The organism is Bradyrhizobium sp. JHI2711, from assembly GCF_056156565.1.
Genome location: NZ_JBPZPT010000002.1, coordinates 1,483,562 through 1,499,413, shown reverse-complemented (window position 1 = coordinate 1,499,413; position 15,852 = coordinate 1,483,562). Strand labels below are relative to the sequence as shown.

The window sequence follows — 15,852 nt, the reverse complement described above, 5'->3', positions numbered from 1 at the left end:
GGTCCCTTCACCGAGCAACCTAGCAGATGCCGAGATTTTGCCCAAGCTTGGTGCGCTGCAACGCCGACCGGGCGGGGCGCCTCAGAGCATCCCCAGCGCCTGCATGTAGGTCTCGAGGATGGTCTCTGCCTCGGCGCGCTCGTTGGGGTCCTGCTTGCGCAGGCGCACGATGGTGCGCAGCGCCTTGACGTCGTAGCCGTTGCCCTTGCTTTCGGCATAGACGTCGCGGATGTCGTCGGAGATCGCCTTCTTCTCTTCCTCCAGCCGCTCGATGCGCTCGATGATGGATTTGAGCTGGTCCTTGGCGAATTTCGTCGCGGGCTCGTCGTCGCGGACGGCGGCGGAGGTGGCCATCTTGGTACTCCCAATGGAACTGGCAAAACGAGGTGACGCCGGCATCCCTCACCGCGCGTGCTGGGTAGACCCTTAGGGTCGGCGCTCCCAGCGTTCAAGCAAGCATCACGCTCGTCCACAGCGCGCCCACACCTTCCTGCGCCGACACACAGAAAGCTGTTGTGTGGTGCGACTCAGGGCTCGGCGATGGGCCGTTCAATGCCCGTGGGGATGGACCTTCTTCATCGCCTCGAGCTGCTCGGGCGTGGCCGTGCCCTGGTGCTTCGCCTTCCAGGTCTCATAGGGCATGCCGTAGACGGCTTCCCGGCTCTCGTCCTTGCTCAAGGCGACGCCCTGGGCGTCCGCGGCGTCCTTGAGCCAGTTGGACAGGCAATTGCGGCAGAAGCCGGCCAGATTCATCAGGTCGATGTTCTGGACGTCGGTGCGGCTCCGCAGATGCTCGACCAGGCGCCGAAAAGCGGCCGCCTCGAGCTCCGTTCTGGTTTTGTCGTCGATTGCCATGGCTGTCTTTCCTCAAGGTCCGTTCCGGGGCAGGGTTACGGGATCAGGTGGGTCTTGTCACAGATTTTGCCATATCGCGGCGCAAAGGGGCCACTGCCCGGCTGCCCCCGGCCCAACGCCAAATCGTCAATGATCTGGTATAGCTTCCGCGACAATGACTGCCGAATCTCCCCACTCCCCGCTTTACCTGCTCGCCCGGTTGGTCCCGGTGCTGGTGGTCGCCCTGGCGTGCCTCTACGCCGGCCCGGCCTCCGCCGATTTCCGCCTCTGCAACAACACGTCGAGCCGGGTCGGGATCGCGCTCGGCTACAAGGACGCCGAGGGCTGGACCACCGAGGGCTGGTGGAACATCTCGTCCCGTTCCTGCGAGACGCTGCTGCGCGGCACGCTGGTCGCCCGGTACTACTACATCTACGCCATCGACTACGACCGCGGCGGCGAATGGTCGGGCCAAGCCTTCATGTGCTCCCGCGACAAGGAGTTCACCATCCGCGGCACCGAGGATTGCCTGGCCCGCGGCTATGACCGCACCGGCTATTTCGAGGTCGACACCGGCGAGCAGCGCGCCTGGACGGTGCAGCTGACCGACGCCAACGAACAGCCGGCGCAGCAGCGCGTGCCTGGCCTGCCCGGCCCGGTGGGCCCGGGCGGCGTTCCGGGTTTGCCCAATAGCCCGCCCGGTGCTACGCCCCCGGGCTCGCCCGGCCTGCCACCCCCGTCTGGAAATAAGCCATGAGGCGCCTTCGCCGTATCAAGATTCTCGCGACCCTGGGACCAGCCTCTTCAGACCTCGCGATGATCCGCCGCCTGTTCGAGGCCGGCGCCGACCTGTTCCGCATCAACATGAGCCACACCCCGCATGACAAGATGCGGGAGCTGGTGGCGACGATCCGCAACGTCGAGAGCAGCTACGGCCGGCCGATCGGCATCCTGGTCGACCTGCAGGGCCCGAAGCTGAGACTGGGCTCCTTTGCCGAAGGGGCGATCCAGCTCCAGAACGGACAGACCTTCACGCTAGATTCCGACAAGACACCCGGCGATGCCACGCGCGTCCAGCTCCCGCATCCGGAGATCCTGGCGGCGCTCAGGCCCGGCCATGCGCTGCTGCTCGACGACGGCAAGGTGCGGCTGATCGCGGAGGAGACCTCGAAGGAGCATGCGGTGACGCGTGTCGTGGTCGGCGGCAAGATGAGCGACCGCAAGGGCGTCAGCCTGCCCGACACCGACCTGCCGGTCTCGGCGATGACGCCCAAGGACCGCGCCGACCTCGAGGCCGCCCTCGTCACCGGCGTCGACTGGATCGCGCTGTCCTTCGTGCAGCGCGCCGACGACGTCATCGAGGCCAAGAAGATGATCCGCGGCCGGGCCGCCGTGATGGCCAAGATCGAGAAGCCGCAGGCGATCGACCGCCTCGCCGACATCATCGAGGCTTCCGATGCGCTGATGGTGGCGCGCGGCGACCTCGGCGTCGAGCTGCCGCTGGAGCGGGTGCCGAGCCTGCAGAAGCAGATGACGCGGATGGCGCGCCGCGCCGGCAAGCCGGTGGTGATCGCGACCCAGATGCTGGAATCGATGATCCAGTCGCCGGTGCCGACCCGCGCCGAAGTCTCCGACGTCGCCACCGCGGTCTATGAGGGCGCCGACGCCATCATGCTGTCGGCGGAATCGGCGGCCGGCAAATTCCCGGTCGAGGCGGTCTCGACCATGAACCGCATCGGCGAAGAGGTCGAGCGCGATCCGACCTACCGTTCGGTGATCATGGCCCAACGTCCGGCGCCGGAATCCACCGCGGGCGATGCCATCGCCGACGCCGCGCGGCAGATCGCCGAGACGCTCGACCTGCCGGCCTTGATCTGCTGGACCTCATCGGGTTCGACCGCCGTGCGCGTGGCGCGCGAGCGGCCGAAGCCGCCGATCGTGGCGATCACGCCGAACATCACCGCCGGCCGCCGGCTCGCGGTCGCCTGGGGCGTGCATTGCGTGGTGGCGGAGGACGCGCGCGACCAGGACGACATGGTGAGCCGCGCCGGCCAGATCGCCTTCCGCGACGGTTTCGTCCGCGCCGGCCAGCGCGTCATCATCGTCGCCGGCGTGCCGCTCGGCATCCCCGGCACCACCAACATGGTGCGCATCGCCTCGGTCGGCCCCGAGGGCGACGCCAACATGTGAGGCCCGCCGGGGGCGGCCAAACAAAAAGTCGAAAAACAACCCCATGCACAGTAGCCGGCCACTCTGGCCGGTCTTGCCGGGGTTTTGCGAAAAGGCACGCTCGGGCAATGGCCTGAGCGCGATCAGGTCGCCTTTTGGCTCGCGGCGCGATTTCTTCAGGTCCCGACCAGCGCCGTGTTCGCAGGCAGCAGCGTCTGCTGCACCAGGCCGCTATCGCTAGGAACCGGTTATATGGCCACCACCGTAGAATCCGAAGCCCGCGCCCGCCCGACGCTGGGCATCGTGCTCATGGCGGCCGCGATGCTTTCGATCCCGCTGGTCGATGGGATCGCCAAATATCTGAGCGCCGACTATTCGCCGCTCTTCATCGCCTGGGCGCGCTACGCCGTGGCAAGCGCCGTCGTCCTTCCGGTGGCCGCGATCAGGTACAAAGGAGAGATCTTTCCCGCCGAACGGCGCGCCTCCCATATGCTGCGGACGGTGTTCCTCGTCACCGGGATGACGCTCTACTTCCTGTCCATCGCGACCGTTCCGCTGGCTACAGCCGTCAGCGCCTATTTCGTGGGGCCGGTCATCGCGGTCGCGCTCGCCGCCATGGTCCTGAAGGAGCGTTTGACGCAACGAAAGATCGCGAGCCTGGCGCTGGGCTTCACCGGCGCCATCGTCATTCTGCGCCCGGACGGCGACATCGAGCTCGGCATCCTGCTGGCGCTCGGCGCCGGGCTAACGTTCGCGCTCTATCTGATCGCAACGCGGCAGGCTTCTCTGGTCAGCGATCCCGTCAAGACGCTCGCCTTCCAGTGTGTCGTCGGCATGGTGCTCCTGACGCCACAAGCCATCTTGACCTGGACCACACCGGCTTGGGACGCTGTCATGTTCTTTCTGGCTTTGGGTGCGCTCTCTGCTGTCAGTCATGTCCTGTCCATCGCGGCATTTCGCTTCGCCGAAGCGTCCACCCTGTCGCCGCTGGTCTATCTCGAACTGCTCGGTTCCACAGCCATCGGCTATCTTGTCTTCAAGGATATCCCGCAAGGCTCCACGATCGCCGGAGCCGTCCTCATTGTGACCGCCGGGCTCATTCTTCTGAAGCGTCCCACCGGGGTTGATCAGTCCGGCCGGGAAAATGCTGATGTAGCAGGATAACAGCGGGCCCGGGCGATCCCGGTGGCGGTCGGCTCAGGCGCCGACCAGCGCCTTGGTCGTCGGCAGCAGCGTCTGCTGCACCACGAGGCCGCGGGCACGAGCGTCCATGACGCCGACGGCGCGCAGCGCCAGCAGCGTCACGGTCTGCACCGCATCGCGCATCTTGACGGGATCATCGAGATTGTCGGGCGCGAGCGGCCCGACCAGGGCCTCATGCAGCGCGCCGAGCAAGGCGGTGGCGGCGAGCGCGGTGTCCTGCGCCGGCAGATGGCCGGCACGCACGGCGGCGTCGATCCGCGAGGCGATCTCGCCGGCGATCTCGCGCCGGCTGGCAAGGCGCGAGGCGCTGACATCGACATCGACCGGCTCGGCCAGGATGCCCCAGGCCAGCCTGCGCTGCGACAGCGTATGCACCGCCACCGTGGTCACGGCGGCCGCCAGCGCCGAGGACGGCCCCGGCGCGGCATCGGCCGCCCTTCGGATCGCCGCGAGCTCGTCGCGGGAGACCTCGGCAATGAGCTCGGAGATCAGCTCGGCCTTGGAGGGGAAATAGCGGTAGACGGTGCCGGCCGCGACATTGGCCCGGACCGCGACCGGCGCGATCTGCACCGCCGCCATCCCGCCTTCCGCCGCCGCCTCCCGCGCCGCCGCCAGTATGGCGCTGCGCCGCGCCGCAAGGCGCTTCACCACTTGATGCGTCCGCCGATAAACCATGGCGCGCTTCCTGTCCCACACGCCGGCCGCACGCCCTGCGGCCGAACGCTTCTCACGCAATAGATGCAAATCGCCCCGCAAGGACTGAACAACTATTCAGGGTGAATGACAAGATGCAAATGCGTGGGGCGTCATGGTGGGCGGACGGAGGCGTCAAGCTGCGTCGGCGGGCGCGTGGGCTTCGTTCTGCAACGCACTCCGCCCTCGTTCCCGTTTCCGACATCCACAATCTCTAGGTGTCAAATCAGAAAATTCTCGCAAAGATTCATGCAACCTAACTGGCTATCCATAGTCATACGGTTGTAAATTGGAATTCGGCAATGCGTTTCACGAGCGGGCTTTCTGCGGTTCAGCGACCCGGCTCTGCTCGTGATGTTCCCGGCGCATATGGCGCCTTCATGCTGGAACGCGCGGCGATTTCTTCCGATCCGCGAGAGGTCATGTCCCTTCCCGCGGCCGACAGGCTGCGGCGGTCGTGGAGGGCGAAGCAGCGCGGCAATGCGCTTACAGCCATCGCCGTTGTCGTCTGCTCGATGCTGGCGGGCGCGCTCTACACCCTGGCCATGGGCGAGGACGTCAACTGGGATTGGCAGAACTACCACGAATACAATGTCTGGGCCGTTCTCAACGGCCGCTATGGCGTCGATGTGGTCCCGCCGGGCTTTCAGACCTACTTCAATCCGCTCGTCTATTTCCCCGTCTACTATCTCCGCCATGTGCTGCCGGCGCCCTACGGTCTGATGATCATCGGCGCCGTTCACGGCCTCAACCTCGCGCTGATCTGCCTGTTCGCACGTCTGGTGCTGCGCCAGGCCGCAACCATCGCGTCGGTCGCAGCAGTGGTCGTCATCGCTGCCTCGGGTCCGATGACGCTCTCGGAAGTCGGCACGAGCTTTTCCGACGTGCTGCTGGCCTTGCCCGTGATCGGCGGCTGCCTTCTGATCCTGGTGGCGGATCGCCGACCGGCGATCTGCGTCCTGCTCGCGGGATTGCTGATCGGTGCCGCCGTCGGGCTGAAGCTGACCAATGTCGTCTACGCGATCGGCGCTGCCGCGGCGCTGATCGTCTCCGCGCGTCCGCTGCGGGCGATCACGCTTCTTGGCATCGGCGGAATGGCCGGCGCAGCGCTCACCGGCGGGGTATGGTGCCTGATCACGTGGCGCGACACCGGCAATCCGATCTTCCCGCTGTTCAATGCACTGTTCCAGTCGAGCGAGGTGGCCGGCGTCAACCTGATGGATGCGCAGTTCATGCCTCATGGCGTGCTCGACGCATTGGCCTACCCCTTCTACTGGCTGATCGGCGACCACCGAGGCGCGGAGCATCCGTTCCGCGACGCGCGCTTCGCGGTGGTGATGGTCCTGCTCGTGCTCGGCCTGTGGGTCCGCGCGAGGCGCAAGAGCGCGATCCTCACCCGGGGTGACGTGCAGCTGGTGGTGCTGTTTGCGGCCTCTTACCTCGCATGGCTCGGCTTGTTCTCGATCCAGCGCTATGCGGTGGTTCTGGAGCTCCTGTGCGGTCCGCTGATCGTTCTCCTGCTCACGCGCCTCGCCGCGAGCACCGGACCGTCATCGCTGACGGCGTCCCCTCGTCCGCTCGCCGTGTTGACGTTGACGCTCGCAGTCGCGATCGCAGCGTGGTCGCAGCCGGCGGACTGGTGGCACCGCCCCTGGTCCGACGTCTACCGGCCGAAGATCGCCCACGAGCTCGATCAGCCCGCGACCTATTTCATCCTCGGCAAGCCGCTGGCCTATATCGCGCCGCAGCTGCCCTCCCAATCGCGCTTCTACCTGCTCGCCGATATCGCCGTGCCGATCGTCCCCGGCGGCATCTTCGACCAGCGCATTCGCGCCGGGCTGAAGACGCCGCTGCCCGGCGGCGTCCGCGAATTGCACATGCGCGGCGATCCGGACCGCAGCGCGCTGCTGGATCGCTACGAGCTCACCATCGATCGCTCCCGGCCCTGCGTCACCATTGAGGGCGCCCGCCCCGGCACGGTGATCGAAAGTTGCCCGCTGATCGCGCGGACTGCGCATTAGTCGCCGTCCGCGCGGAACTCAAACTTGAGAACCATCGCGCCTCTCGAACAGAGGCCTTACCCTTTGAGCGTACAATGAGTCATGGCAAGCTCGGCACAGACAATCCAGCATCAGTAAGGATCTACGCGTCCCTCACCGTGGTCGCTGCGGCCATTCTGCTGGCAGTTGTCATATTTGACTTCCAGCTGGCAGCAGCCCAGTCGTTCCCGTCGTTCGTACTTGACCCAGGCGGCTTTCCGGTTGGTCGAGATTTTCTGAACACTTGGATGGGCGGCCGATCGGCTTTTTCCGGCGGTCCTGCGGACTGGTTTGATTCCGGCGCCTACATGGCTGCGATAGCGAAGGTGACCGGCATTCCCGATCTGGCACCTCTGTATTGGTCGTATCCGCCGCATCTTCTGTTCTCCATTTGGCCCTTTGGCTTGCTCGGCTTTCTGCCGTCGTACATTGTGTGGTGCGTCGCCGGGCTCGCCCTCTATGTTTGGGCGGCAGCATCATGTGGTGTCGAACGAAAATACTGGCTGTTTCTGGCCGTCGCACCTGCCGTCACGGTCAATGTATTCCTCGGCCAGAACGGTTTTTTGACCGCTGCGCTCTTGATCGGCGGTCTGGCAAACCTCGAGCGGCGGCCGATACTCGCTGGAATTTTGTTTGGTATCCTGACGATCAAGCCGCAACTCGGACTCCTGCTTCCGATCTTGCTGGTGCTGGGAGGGCACTGGCGAGTCATTGCTTCTGCCGTCGTGACAACAGTGTTGCTTGGCGCCGCGACTGCAGCATGGTTTGGTCCAGAAATCTGGACAGCATATTGGCATAAGGTTTTGCCGCAACAGCACGAACTGCTCGACGTGGCAGGTATCATGGGCTGGCCGATCGTCGCCTCAGCCTTGATCAACGCGCGCCTTGCGGGTCTTCCGGCTGATCTGGCCTGGGTGGTACAAGGAGCGGCGTCGGTATGCGCCGTCGGCGCGGTGGTTTGGACGTTCTGGCGCAAGCGCGATCCGGTCCTCTCAGTAGCGCTCTTCGTTACCGCCACCTTCTTGTTTTCACCCTGGATCTTGAACTACGACATGGTCGTATTCGGATGGATTGTCGCGCTCCTGCGTCAGCGCGGAAACGAAACGTTCGCCGATCAAGTTCTTTCGCTTGCGTTGTGGATGTTGCCCATTCTGATGTTTCCATTCGGCTTCGCGCAAATACCGATTGCCTTACTGATCCTCCCCTTGTTCGCCGCTCGTCTCCTATGGCGGTTGTCCAATGGCAAAACAAAGCAGGCCTCGTCAGTGGCATCGCCAGCTTTAGCTTGAGTGGCGACATTTCCCATCTGACGTCTGACCGGTGCCTGTGCCCGACCGAGCTTCTCAGCTCGTTCGTGTGAGAGCGACCTGCGTTGACGCGGCCTCGGCGCTCCGCCAGGCGGCGCAGCGGCCGAGGATCAGCCCGAAGACGATCAGGATCGCCGGGAAGCCGACCGGTTGCCCGAAAAACAGGAAGCTCGCAAGCAGCGCGAAGACGAGCGCCAGCGCCATCACCTCGTGACGTGCAAAACCTTCATCGAGCCCGGCGCGGATGAGGAAGGCTACCGCGATGCCCAGCACGACCAGATCGTACATGAAAAGATAGGGCGTCGTCAGCAGCGCCGCGGTCGCGAGCATCGCCGCCTTGAGGGCATAGGGCAGCCGGCTCCGCCACACCACGACCAGCGCCACGGCAACAGCTGTGGTCAACACCCACTGGAAGATCCATGCGAGCTGCTCGGTGCCGCCGAGATAGCGCACCAGCGCGAAGATGCTCTGCATCTTGAACCAGGGCGCCCTGCCTTCGGTCAGGAAGGCCTGGGAGAACATCGGAATCCAGTGGAAGAACGCCTGCCAGCTTTCGGTGCCGAAGGCGAACCAGGATAGTGCAGCGATCGCAACGGTGACGATCGCGGCGCTGAACAGCACGGTCCATTCGGCGGCGGCGAGCAGGACAATCGGAAACAACAATCCGTATTGCGGCTTGTAGCTGAGAAGGCCGAGGCAGATTCCAGCCAGCACCGGCCGCGTCGGCAACAGATAGAGCATGCCGCCGATCAGCGAGGCCGTGAGGAAACCGTTCTGCCCGACCAGGATGTTGAGGAAGGCGGCCGGAAATCCAACCGCAATTACCAAGCCCGCGTTGCGCCCGATGATGGCGCGCATCACGGCGAGATAGGGTACCATGCTGAACGCGGCCCAGCCGATGAACGCCACCGTATAGGGAAATTGCGCGAGGAAGGACGCGACGAACAGGAAGGGCGGCGGATAATGCCAGGCGAAATGGCCGACAAAATCCTGCTTGAGCAGCGCAAGCTCGACCTGCTTCTGAATGTCCCAATCCCAGGCCTGCGCGGGATGCCCCTCGAGCGCCAGTCTTCCGGCCGCCCAGACGTTGACGAAATCAGTGGGGATGCCGCGCCCGTCGGCGTCAAAGATCCAGAGATGGGCGAGATAGGCCGTCGGAAAATACGCCAGCGTGACGATCGCCAGCACGAAGGAGATGTTGACGAGGATCGCTGGGACCGCACCGTGACGGCCGATTGCAGGCGGAACGGAGGAGGCTTCGGCCATGCGGCTTCCTTACGCGATCATGTGAGGCGGATACGTCCAAGCCATACACCCGAGTGGCTTGAAGGAGGCTTAAGCCCGATCGTCGAACGCCCCGCGCCGAATTCCCGGGCAAAGCAAAAGAGCCCCGTCGATGACGGGGCTCCTCGCTATTCCGCTGGTCGTCCAGCCTTACTTGAGGCTGGTCGAGATCGAGCTGAACTTCGTGTTCAGCGTGGTGCCGAGGTTGTTGACGACGGTGATGATCGCCAGCGCGATGCCGGCAGCGATCAGGCCGTATTCAATGGCGGTGGCGCCGGATTCATCCTTCATGAAACGCGCAACGAGGTTCTTCATAGAGTGCTCCAAATGAGTACACGAGGCTACAACTGATCTGGTCTCTTCGGCTTCCCAGCGCCGCCCGACCATGGCAACGGAACGTAGAGGCAAAGAATTGCACCGCAGTTAATTCGGCTGCGTAAACACCGAGCGGATTGCGTGTATCGGCCCATGGTAAATCCAAGTTCGAAACAATCCGTTAAATTGTAAGCATCTGACGCCGGCCTGGCGCGGCCGGTTTACCCGAAGTTATGACCGGCGTGGTCCAATGCCGCCCGCTCGGGCCGGCAAGAACAACCAGGACGACGAGACGGCATGTCCCTTTCCTTCGCCAACAGCATCGCGGTGCAGGGCCGCGCGCGTGCCCTGGTGCCGTTGTGCGTCGGCGCCGGCGCCTATCTGTTCTTCCTGTTCCTGGGCGACACGCTGCTTCAGGATTCCGACTCGTTCTGGCAGATCAAGATCGGGCAATGGATCCTCGATCACCGCGCCATGCCCATGATCGACTTCTATTCCTTCACGCGGACGGGCGCGCCGTGGATCTCGACGTCCTGGCTGTCGCAGGTCGCGTTCGCCTTCTCGCATGCGCACTGGGGCTGGGCAGGCCCCGTCATCCTCACCGCGGCCGCCGTCGCGCTCACCGTCGCGATCTTCGTCCATCTGCTCGAGGCGCATATCGGAGCCCCGCGCGCGGTGCTGTTCGCGATGCTGGCGCTGCTGCTGTCGATCCATCACGTGCTGGCGCGGCCGCATATTCTGGCGCTGCCGGTGATGGTGGCGTGGGTCGGCTTGCTGATGGCGGCTGCGAGCCGCCGGAGCGCGCCGTCCTGGACCTGGCTGCCGCTGATGGCGCTGTGGGCGAACCTGCACGGCGGCTTCGTGCTCGGGCTCGCGCTGATCGGCCCGATCTCGCTCGAAGCGGTCGAGCATGCCGGGAAGGGACGGCGGCTCGCCCTGTTCATGCGCTGGGTGCTGTTCGGAATCGGGGCGCTGATCGCGAGCTGCTGCACGTCGTACGGCTGGCGAACGCTGCAGGGCGCGACCAACATCCTCAGCCTCGGCGAGCTGCTGACACTGATCGTCGAATGGATGCCGGCGAACTTCGCCACGTTCACCCCGTTCGAAGGCGCCCTGCTCGCCCTGATCGCATTCGGTTATTATCGCGGCCTGGTGCTGTCGGCGCCCCGGATCTTCCTGATCCTGTTCCTGACCTGGAGCGCGCTGAGCCACGTCAGGAGCATCGACGCATTTGCATTCCTGGTGCCGCTGGTGCTGGCAAAGCCGCTCGGCGAGATGTTCCCGCAGCCGGCACTTGAGCCCGCCGGTGCCGAAAGCTGGCCGGGCCGCTACGTCACGGCGCTCGGCGCACTGATGATCGTGGCGGCAAGCTGGACCTCGACCTCGCTCTATCTGGGGCACCACCGCTTCACCTTCACGATGACGCAGACGCCGGTTGCGGCGGTCGACCTGCTCGAGGAACGCAAGGTGCAGCGCGTCTTCAACGCCTACCAGTTCGGCGGCTATCTGATCTCGCGCAATATCCCTGTTTTCGTCGACGGCCGCGCCGAGCTCTACGGCGAGAAATTCATTATGGACTTCTTCAAGGCGACCGAGGGCAAGAAGCCCGAGCTGCTGCCACGCCTGCTCGACGAGCACAAGATCGATGCGACGCTGCTGGGCGCGGATGCGCCGGGGCCGCAGATCCTCGACCAGCTCAAAGGCTGGAAGCGGATCTATGCGGACGACATCGCCGTGATCCACGTGCGCGACGCCGCAGACGGCGCGACCGCGGCGCCTTCGAAGTGACGACCCGCTCCAGCGCGCGTCTTCGGCCTCAGCGACTTCATCAGATGGTTCCTTCCAGCAAGCCGATCCTGACAGATCCGGCGCGTCCCGACCCGGACCGAGCCGTGGCGATGATCGTGCTTGCGATGCTGGCTGTGGTCTCGTTTGTTCCGGTGCTGCTGACGCCCATTCCGGCGATGGTCGATTATCCCAATCACCTCGCCCGCATGTCTGTTCTGAGCCAGAACGGCACCGCGGGTGCAAATCCGTATTACGAGGTGAGGTGGGCCTTCTATCCCAACCTCGGAATGGACCTGCTGGTCCCGCAGCTGGCGCGGCTGATGAGCGTCGAGAACGCGACGCGGCTGTTTCTATTGCTGAGCCAATGCCTGATCGTCACCGGTGCGCTTCTGCTCGAATGGGTCAGGAAGGGACGCATCCATCTCGCCGGTTTCGCCGCGCTCGCTTTCCTCTATTGCCTGCCGTTCAGCTGGGGTTTCGTGAACTTCGAGTTCGGGCTCGGCCTCGCGCTCTGGGGCATCGCCGTCTATCTGATGCTGGCGGAAGGCCCCTGGCTGCTGCGCTTCATGGCCAATCTGATCTTCGTCGCCGCGCTCTATGTGGCGCATTTCTTTTCGCTCGGCATTTATGGCGCAACGCTCGGCCTTTTCGAGCTGTCTCGCATCCGCCAAGGGCGGATCGCGTATCCCGTCGCGGCCGCGCGGCTTGGCGCGCTGGCCCTGCCGGCGCTTGCGCTGCTTGCGATCATGCATGTCACGGCAGGCGCGATCGGAAACCAAGGCAACGACTGGTTCCTCGCATTCAAGCCGGTCTGGCCGCTCCGCATCATGAACGGCTACAATCTGACGGCCGCGGCGGTGACCGGGCTGACCCTCATGACCGCGTTGCTGTTCGCCGCAAGGCGCGGCTTGCTCAGGCTCGAGCCCGCCGGGATTTGGATCGCGCTCGGTCTTGCGCTCCTGTACGTGGCCATTCCCTCGAGGCTGTTCGGGACCTCTTTCGCCGACCTCCGCGTGTTTCCTGCTGCGGCGCTGATCCTGCCGGCGTTCTGCTCGCTGTCGCTGCCAAGCCGGGCTTGGCGGATGGCTGCACTCGCTGCGATCAGCGGCATCACGCTGATCAATCTCGCCGTTGTCTTCACGGTATGGCTGCCCTACCGCACTGACTACGCGGCCATTGTCGAGTCGTTCCGCAAGGTCGAACGTGGCTCGCGCGTCCTCGTCAGCAATGCGGACGAAGCTGGCGACCCGCCCTTCGCCGATCTCACGGCGTATCCGATGTATTATGCGCCAACGCTGGCGGTGCACTATGCCAATGCGTTCGTGCCCAATCTCTTCACGGAGGCGGGCAAGCAGCCTGTTCGGGCCGTCGAGGCCGTGCGCCATCTTGCCACTCCGGATGGCGGACTGGTGTCCTCAGGCCTGCTCACCGCGATAGCAGCGGGCCACCCGCCGGCGGACTCGCCGCGCTTTGTCCGCACCTGGTACCGGGATTTCGACTACCTCTATGTGCTGGGACCGCGGGCCGCAAACCCGCTGCCGGATCTGCTGGAACTATTGCAGACCTCGGATCGGTTCGTGCTCTACAGGATTCGCCGCAAGTCCTGAGAAAGGCGACCTTAACCACCTGCCCGTAGACTTCCGTCCCTGCAACCCAGCTGGACTCCTTCGCATGGCGGCCAATTCCGGACCGATCCGCTACAGCCTCGTCATTCCCGTCTTCAACGAGGAAGCCGTACTGCCGATATTGTTACGCCGGCTCGACTTCCTGCTGTCCCGGCTCGACGGGCCGGCAGAGGCGATTTTCGTCGACGACGGCAGCAGCGATTCCAGCTCGATCGTGCTACAGGCACTCGCTGTGCGCGACGCCCGCTTTCGCTATATCGGCCTGTCGCGGAATTTCGGCCATCAAGTCGCCATCACCGCCGGCATGGACGCCGCGCAGGGCGACGCGATCATCGTCATGGACGCCGATCTGCAGGATCCGCCCGAAGTGATCGAGCAATTGATCGCAAAATGGCAGGAAGGCAACGACGTCGTCCACGCCCGCCGCCTGTCGCGCGAGGGAGAGAGCCCATTCAAGCGCGCGACCGCACACCTGTTCTACCGGCTGCTCGGCAAGATGTCCTCCGTCGGCATCCCCGCCGACGTCGGCGACTTCCGCCTGATCGATCGCAAGGTGCTGGACGCGCTCAGGCAGATGCCGGAGCAGGATCGCTTCGTACGCGGCATGATCGCCTGGCTCGGCTTCCGCCAGGCCGAGGTCACGTTCCATCGCCTCGAGCGCGCTGCGGGCGAGACCAAGTACCCCCTGTTCAAGATGATCCGCCTAGCGGTGAACGCCGCGCTCGGCTTTTCTGATCTGCCCTTGCGCCTGGCGATCTGGTGCGGATTGACCGTCTCGGCATTCGCTCTGCTCTACGGCGGCTGGGTCGTCGTGATGTGGCTGAGCAACGACGCTCATCTCGTGACCGGCTGGTCCTCGACCATCGTCCTCCTCTCGCTGTTGTGTGGAATGAACATGCTGATGACGGGGATCGTGGGCCTTTACGTCGGCCGCATCCATGCCGAAGTAAAGCGCCGTCCACTGTACGTGGTCCAGAAGCGAGCCGGCTTCGATCGCAACGAGGCGGCGACCGTACCCGCCAAGCACGCAATCAACGAGTGATCCGCCGCAATCATCTCGGACGTGAGGCCAACACCTGGTCTTCGATGCTGCTGCCGAGCGGGCTTTACTGCATCTCCCGACGCTTGTGGACGACCGCCACATCGTCGCTGTACACGCGCTGCCAGTGCGGCAACCGATCAAGCATCGCTGTGGCGGGCGTATTCGGTGCGAGCAGCGTCGCGCGGATCTTGTAGTCGTCGAGCAGCTTGAGAAAATCTCCGAGGTCAATCAGCGCCAGGGCGCGATTGTAGCGGTCGATGAACGGTCCGCCGAACAGTTCCGCGCGGCCGTCGATGAAGGTTGGAATGCCGGCAAAGACCAAATAGCCGCCGAAGGAATAATCGTTGAGCAGCGGCCCCGCCTTGGCGAGGTCGGCACGGGCGACCGCCGCCTCGGGGGTGATGAGGGGAGCCGGCCGGATGTCGCGCGCCAGCGCCAATCCACTCATCGCGGCCAAGATGCCGAATGCCGCCAGGTTCAAGCCACGCGAGGAGCGGTCGGTCTCGTTCCCGCTCGGCCCGCCGAACCTCCGGGCCAGCGGGGCCGCGAGGTAGAGCGGTGCCAGCATGGCCAGCAGATCCGCATTGCGCATCTGCGCCAGCGCGAAATGGAGCAAGCCGATCACCACGAGGGTCCGCACGACCGGCAGCGTGACGCCGCGCGAGAGCGCGAAGATGCCCCCCAGCAACAGCAGCTCGAAGCCGCCGATGCGGCTGAAATCCTGCGGCCGCCATTCCGCGATCCAGGCGAGCGCGGGACCGAGGCCGAGTGTCGTGATCGGCATCAGCAGCGGTTCCGGCCCATGCGGCGTCAGGCAGGATGCGGCGACGGCAAGCAGTGTGAATGGCACCCAGCGCAGCAGCACGCGTGGCCATTGGCTTCGCTCCTCGCGCAGCAGCGCCTCGAGCACCACGGGTCCAATCAAGCCAAGCGCCAGCACTCCGCTGCCGTGCAGATTGCCCCACACGACCAGCAGCGGCAGGGCCCAGTATGGTGGCGGCCTGCCATGATCCATGCAACGCACCAGGGCAGCCGCCCAGATCACCATGATGGGCATCACGAGCACGTGTGGCCGCGCCAACATGTGCGGCGCCGTCAGGATGACGGCCGCGATCACCATGATCAGCGTCTGGGTCGGCGACAGCTCGCGCAGCAGGAAGTATGTGAGCAGACCAAAGGCGAGTGCGATCGCCGCGGCCGCGACGACGACGACGCCGGACCAGCCGGACAGGACGTAGGCTCCGGCATAGATGACTTCCGACAGCCATTCGAACGTGATCCAGGGCGCGCCATGCTTCGAAAACGAAAATGGATCACTCGTCGGCAGGGCCCCATGCGCCATGATCCAGCGCCCGAGCTCGACGTGAGAATAGCTGTCGGGATCTCCGAGCAGCTTCGGGCCGACAGCCAGCAATACAGCGTAGACGGCGAGCCCCACAGCCCAAGGGAGCACTGCACGCGCCGAAAACGGTTGAACCGCGCTGGAGACGACCTGATCAGTCATGGCGGGCCAAGCTAGGCCTTAATTGTTAAGGTGTTCTTTAATGTTTCAC

The 15,852-nt window shown here is 64.7% G+C and carries 14 protein-coding genes; 8 read left to right on the top strand and 6 right to left on the bottom strand.

The genetic code is table 11. The features are described from left to right. Positions 1-81 precede the first annotated feature (81 nt). Positions 82-354, bottom strand: a complete 273-nt coding sequence (locus ACTEK7_RS19580; protein ID WP_018641571.1) for a DUF2312 domain-containing protein — start codon at positions 352-354, stop codon at positions 82-84. Positions 355-549: 195 nt separating this feature from the next. Next, positions 550-855 carry a DUF1244 domain-containing protein gene (locus tag ACTEK7_RS19575; RefSeq protein ID WP_035998652.1) on the bottom strand — a complete coding sequence of 102 codons (306 nt, stop codon included), beginning with the start codon at positions 853-855 and terminating at the stop codon, positions 550-552. 154 nt (positions 856-1,009) lie between these two features. On the opposite strand from ACTEK7_RS19575, the gene ACTEK7_RS19570 reads away from it, so the two are divergent. From ACTEK7_RS19570 to ACTEK7_RS19560, 3 genes are all read left to right on the top strand, one after another. After that, on the top strand, positions 1,010-1,591 hold the full coding sequence (locus ACTEK7_RS19570) for a DUF1036 domain-containing protein (RefSeq protein ID WP_225136421.1): 582 nt from the start codon (positions 1,010-1,012) through the stop codon (positions 1,589-1,591). After that, the gene (gene pyk / locus ACTEK7_RS19565) at positions 1,588-3,024 is read left to right on the top strand and encodes a pyruvate kinase (protein ID WP_036021924.1); all 1,437 of its coding nucleotides are present in this window, start codon (positions 1,588-1,590) and stop codon (positions 3,022-3,024) included. Before ACTEK7_RS19570 ends, pyk begins: the two co-directional genes overlap by 4 nt. Positions 3,025-3,255: 231 nt before the next feature. After that, complete coding sequence (locus ACTEK7_RS19560) at positions 3,256-4,167, top strand: DMT family transporter (protein WP_225146451.1); 912 nt, start codon at positions 3,256-3,258, stop codon at positions 4,165-4,167. Positions 4,168-4,200: 33 nt separating this feature from the next. Here ACTEK7_RS19560 and ACTEK7_RS19555 read toward each other — a convergent pair whose 3' ends face one another. Continuing rightward, positions 4,201-4,881 (bottom strand): TetR/AcrR family transcriptional regulator, encoded by a 681-nt coding sequence (locus ACTEK7_RS19555; RefSeq protein ID WP_057028549.1) that lies wholly within the window; start codon positions 4,879-4,881, stop codon positions 4,201-4,203. A 440-nt stretch (positions 4,882-5,321) separates the two neighbouring features. Between ACTEK7_RS19555 and ACTEK7_RS19550 the strand changes: the two genes are divergently transcribed. Both ACTEK7_RS19550 and ACTEK7_RS19545 read left to right on the top strand, forming a co-directional pair. After that, positions 5,322-6,920, top strand: a complete 1,599-nt coding sequence (locus ACTEK7_RS19550) for a glycosyltransferase 87 family protein (RefSeq protein WP_225146450.1) — start codon at positions 5,322-5,324, stop codon at positions 6,918-6,920. 74 nt (positions 6,921-6,994) lie between these two features. Further along, the gene (locus ACTEK7_RS19545; protein ID WP_225146449.1) at positions 6,995-8,227 is read left to right on the top strand and encodes a glycosyltransferase family 87 protein; all 1,233 of its coding nucleotides are present in this window, start codon (positions 6,995-6,997) and stop codon (positions 8,225-8,227) included. Between the two features lie 54 nt (positions 8,228-8,281). Here ACTEK7_RS19545 and ACTEK7_RS19540 read toward each other — a convergent pair whose 3' ends face one another. Then, complete coding sequence (locus ACTEK7_RS19540) at positions 8,282-9,511, bottom strand: glycosyltransferase family 87 protein (protein WP_225146448.1); 1,230 nt, start codon at positions 9,509-9,511, stop codon at positions 8,282-8,284. Between the two features lie 168 nt (positions 9,512-9,679). After that, positions 9,680-9,844 (bottom strand): Flp family type IVb pilin, encoded by a 165-nt coding sequence (locus ACTEK7_RS19535; RefSeq protein ID WP_035998610.1) that lies wholly within the window; start codon positions 9,842-9,844, stop codon positions 9,680-9,682. Between the two features lie 297 nt (positions 9,845-10,141). On the opposite strand from ACTEK7_RS19535, the gene ACTEK7_RS19530 reads away from it, so the two are divergent. The 3 genes from ACTEK7_RS19530 (at position 10,142) to ACTEK7_RS19520 (ending at position 14,299) form a co-directional block, all read left to right on the top strand. Next, entirely contained in the window at positions 10,142-11,632 is a 1,491-nt protein-coding gene (locus tag ACTEK7_RS19530; protein WP_225146447.1) for a hypothetical protein, read from the top strand. A 44-nt stretch (positions 11,633-11,676) separates the two neighbouring features. Continuing rightward, on the top strand, positions 11,677-13,239 hold the full coding sequence (locus ACTEK7_RS19525; RefSeq protein WP_225146446.1) for a hypothetical protein: 1,563 nt from the start codon (positions 11,677-11,679) through the stop codon (positions 13,237-13,239). A gap of 64 nt (positions 13,240-13,303) precedes the next feature. Next, positions 13,304-14,299 carry a glycosyltransferase family 2 protein gene (locus ACTEK7_RS19520; RefSeq protein WP_057028064.1) on the top strand — a complete coding sequence of 332 codons (996 nt, stop codon included), beginning with the start codon at positions 13,304-13,306 and terminating at the stop codon, positions 14,297-14,299. A 64-nt stretch (positions 14,300-14,363) separates the two neighbouring features. Here ACTEK7_RS19520 and ACTEK7_RS19515 read toward each other — a convergent pair whose 3' ends face one another. Beyond that, positions 14,364-15,803: a hypothetical protein gene (locus ACTEK7_RS19515; protein WP_225146445.1), complete on the bottom strand. Its 1,440-nt coding sequence runs from the start codon at positions 15,801-15,803 to the stop codon at positions 14,364-14,366. Positions 15,804-15,852: the final 49 nt, after the last annotated feature.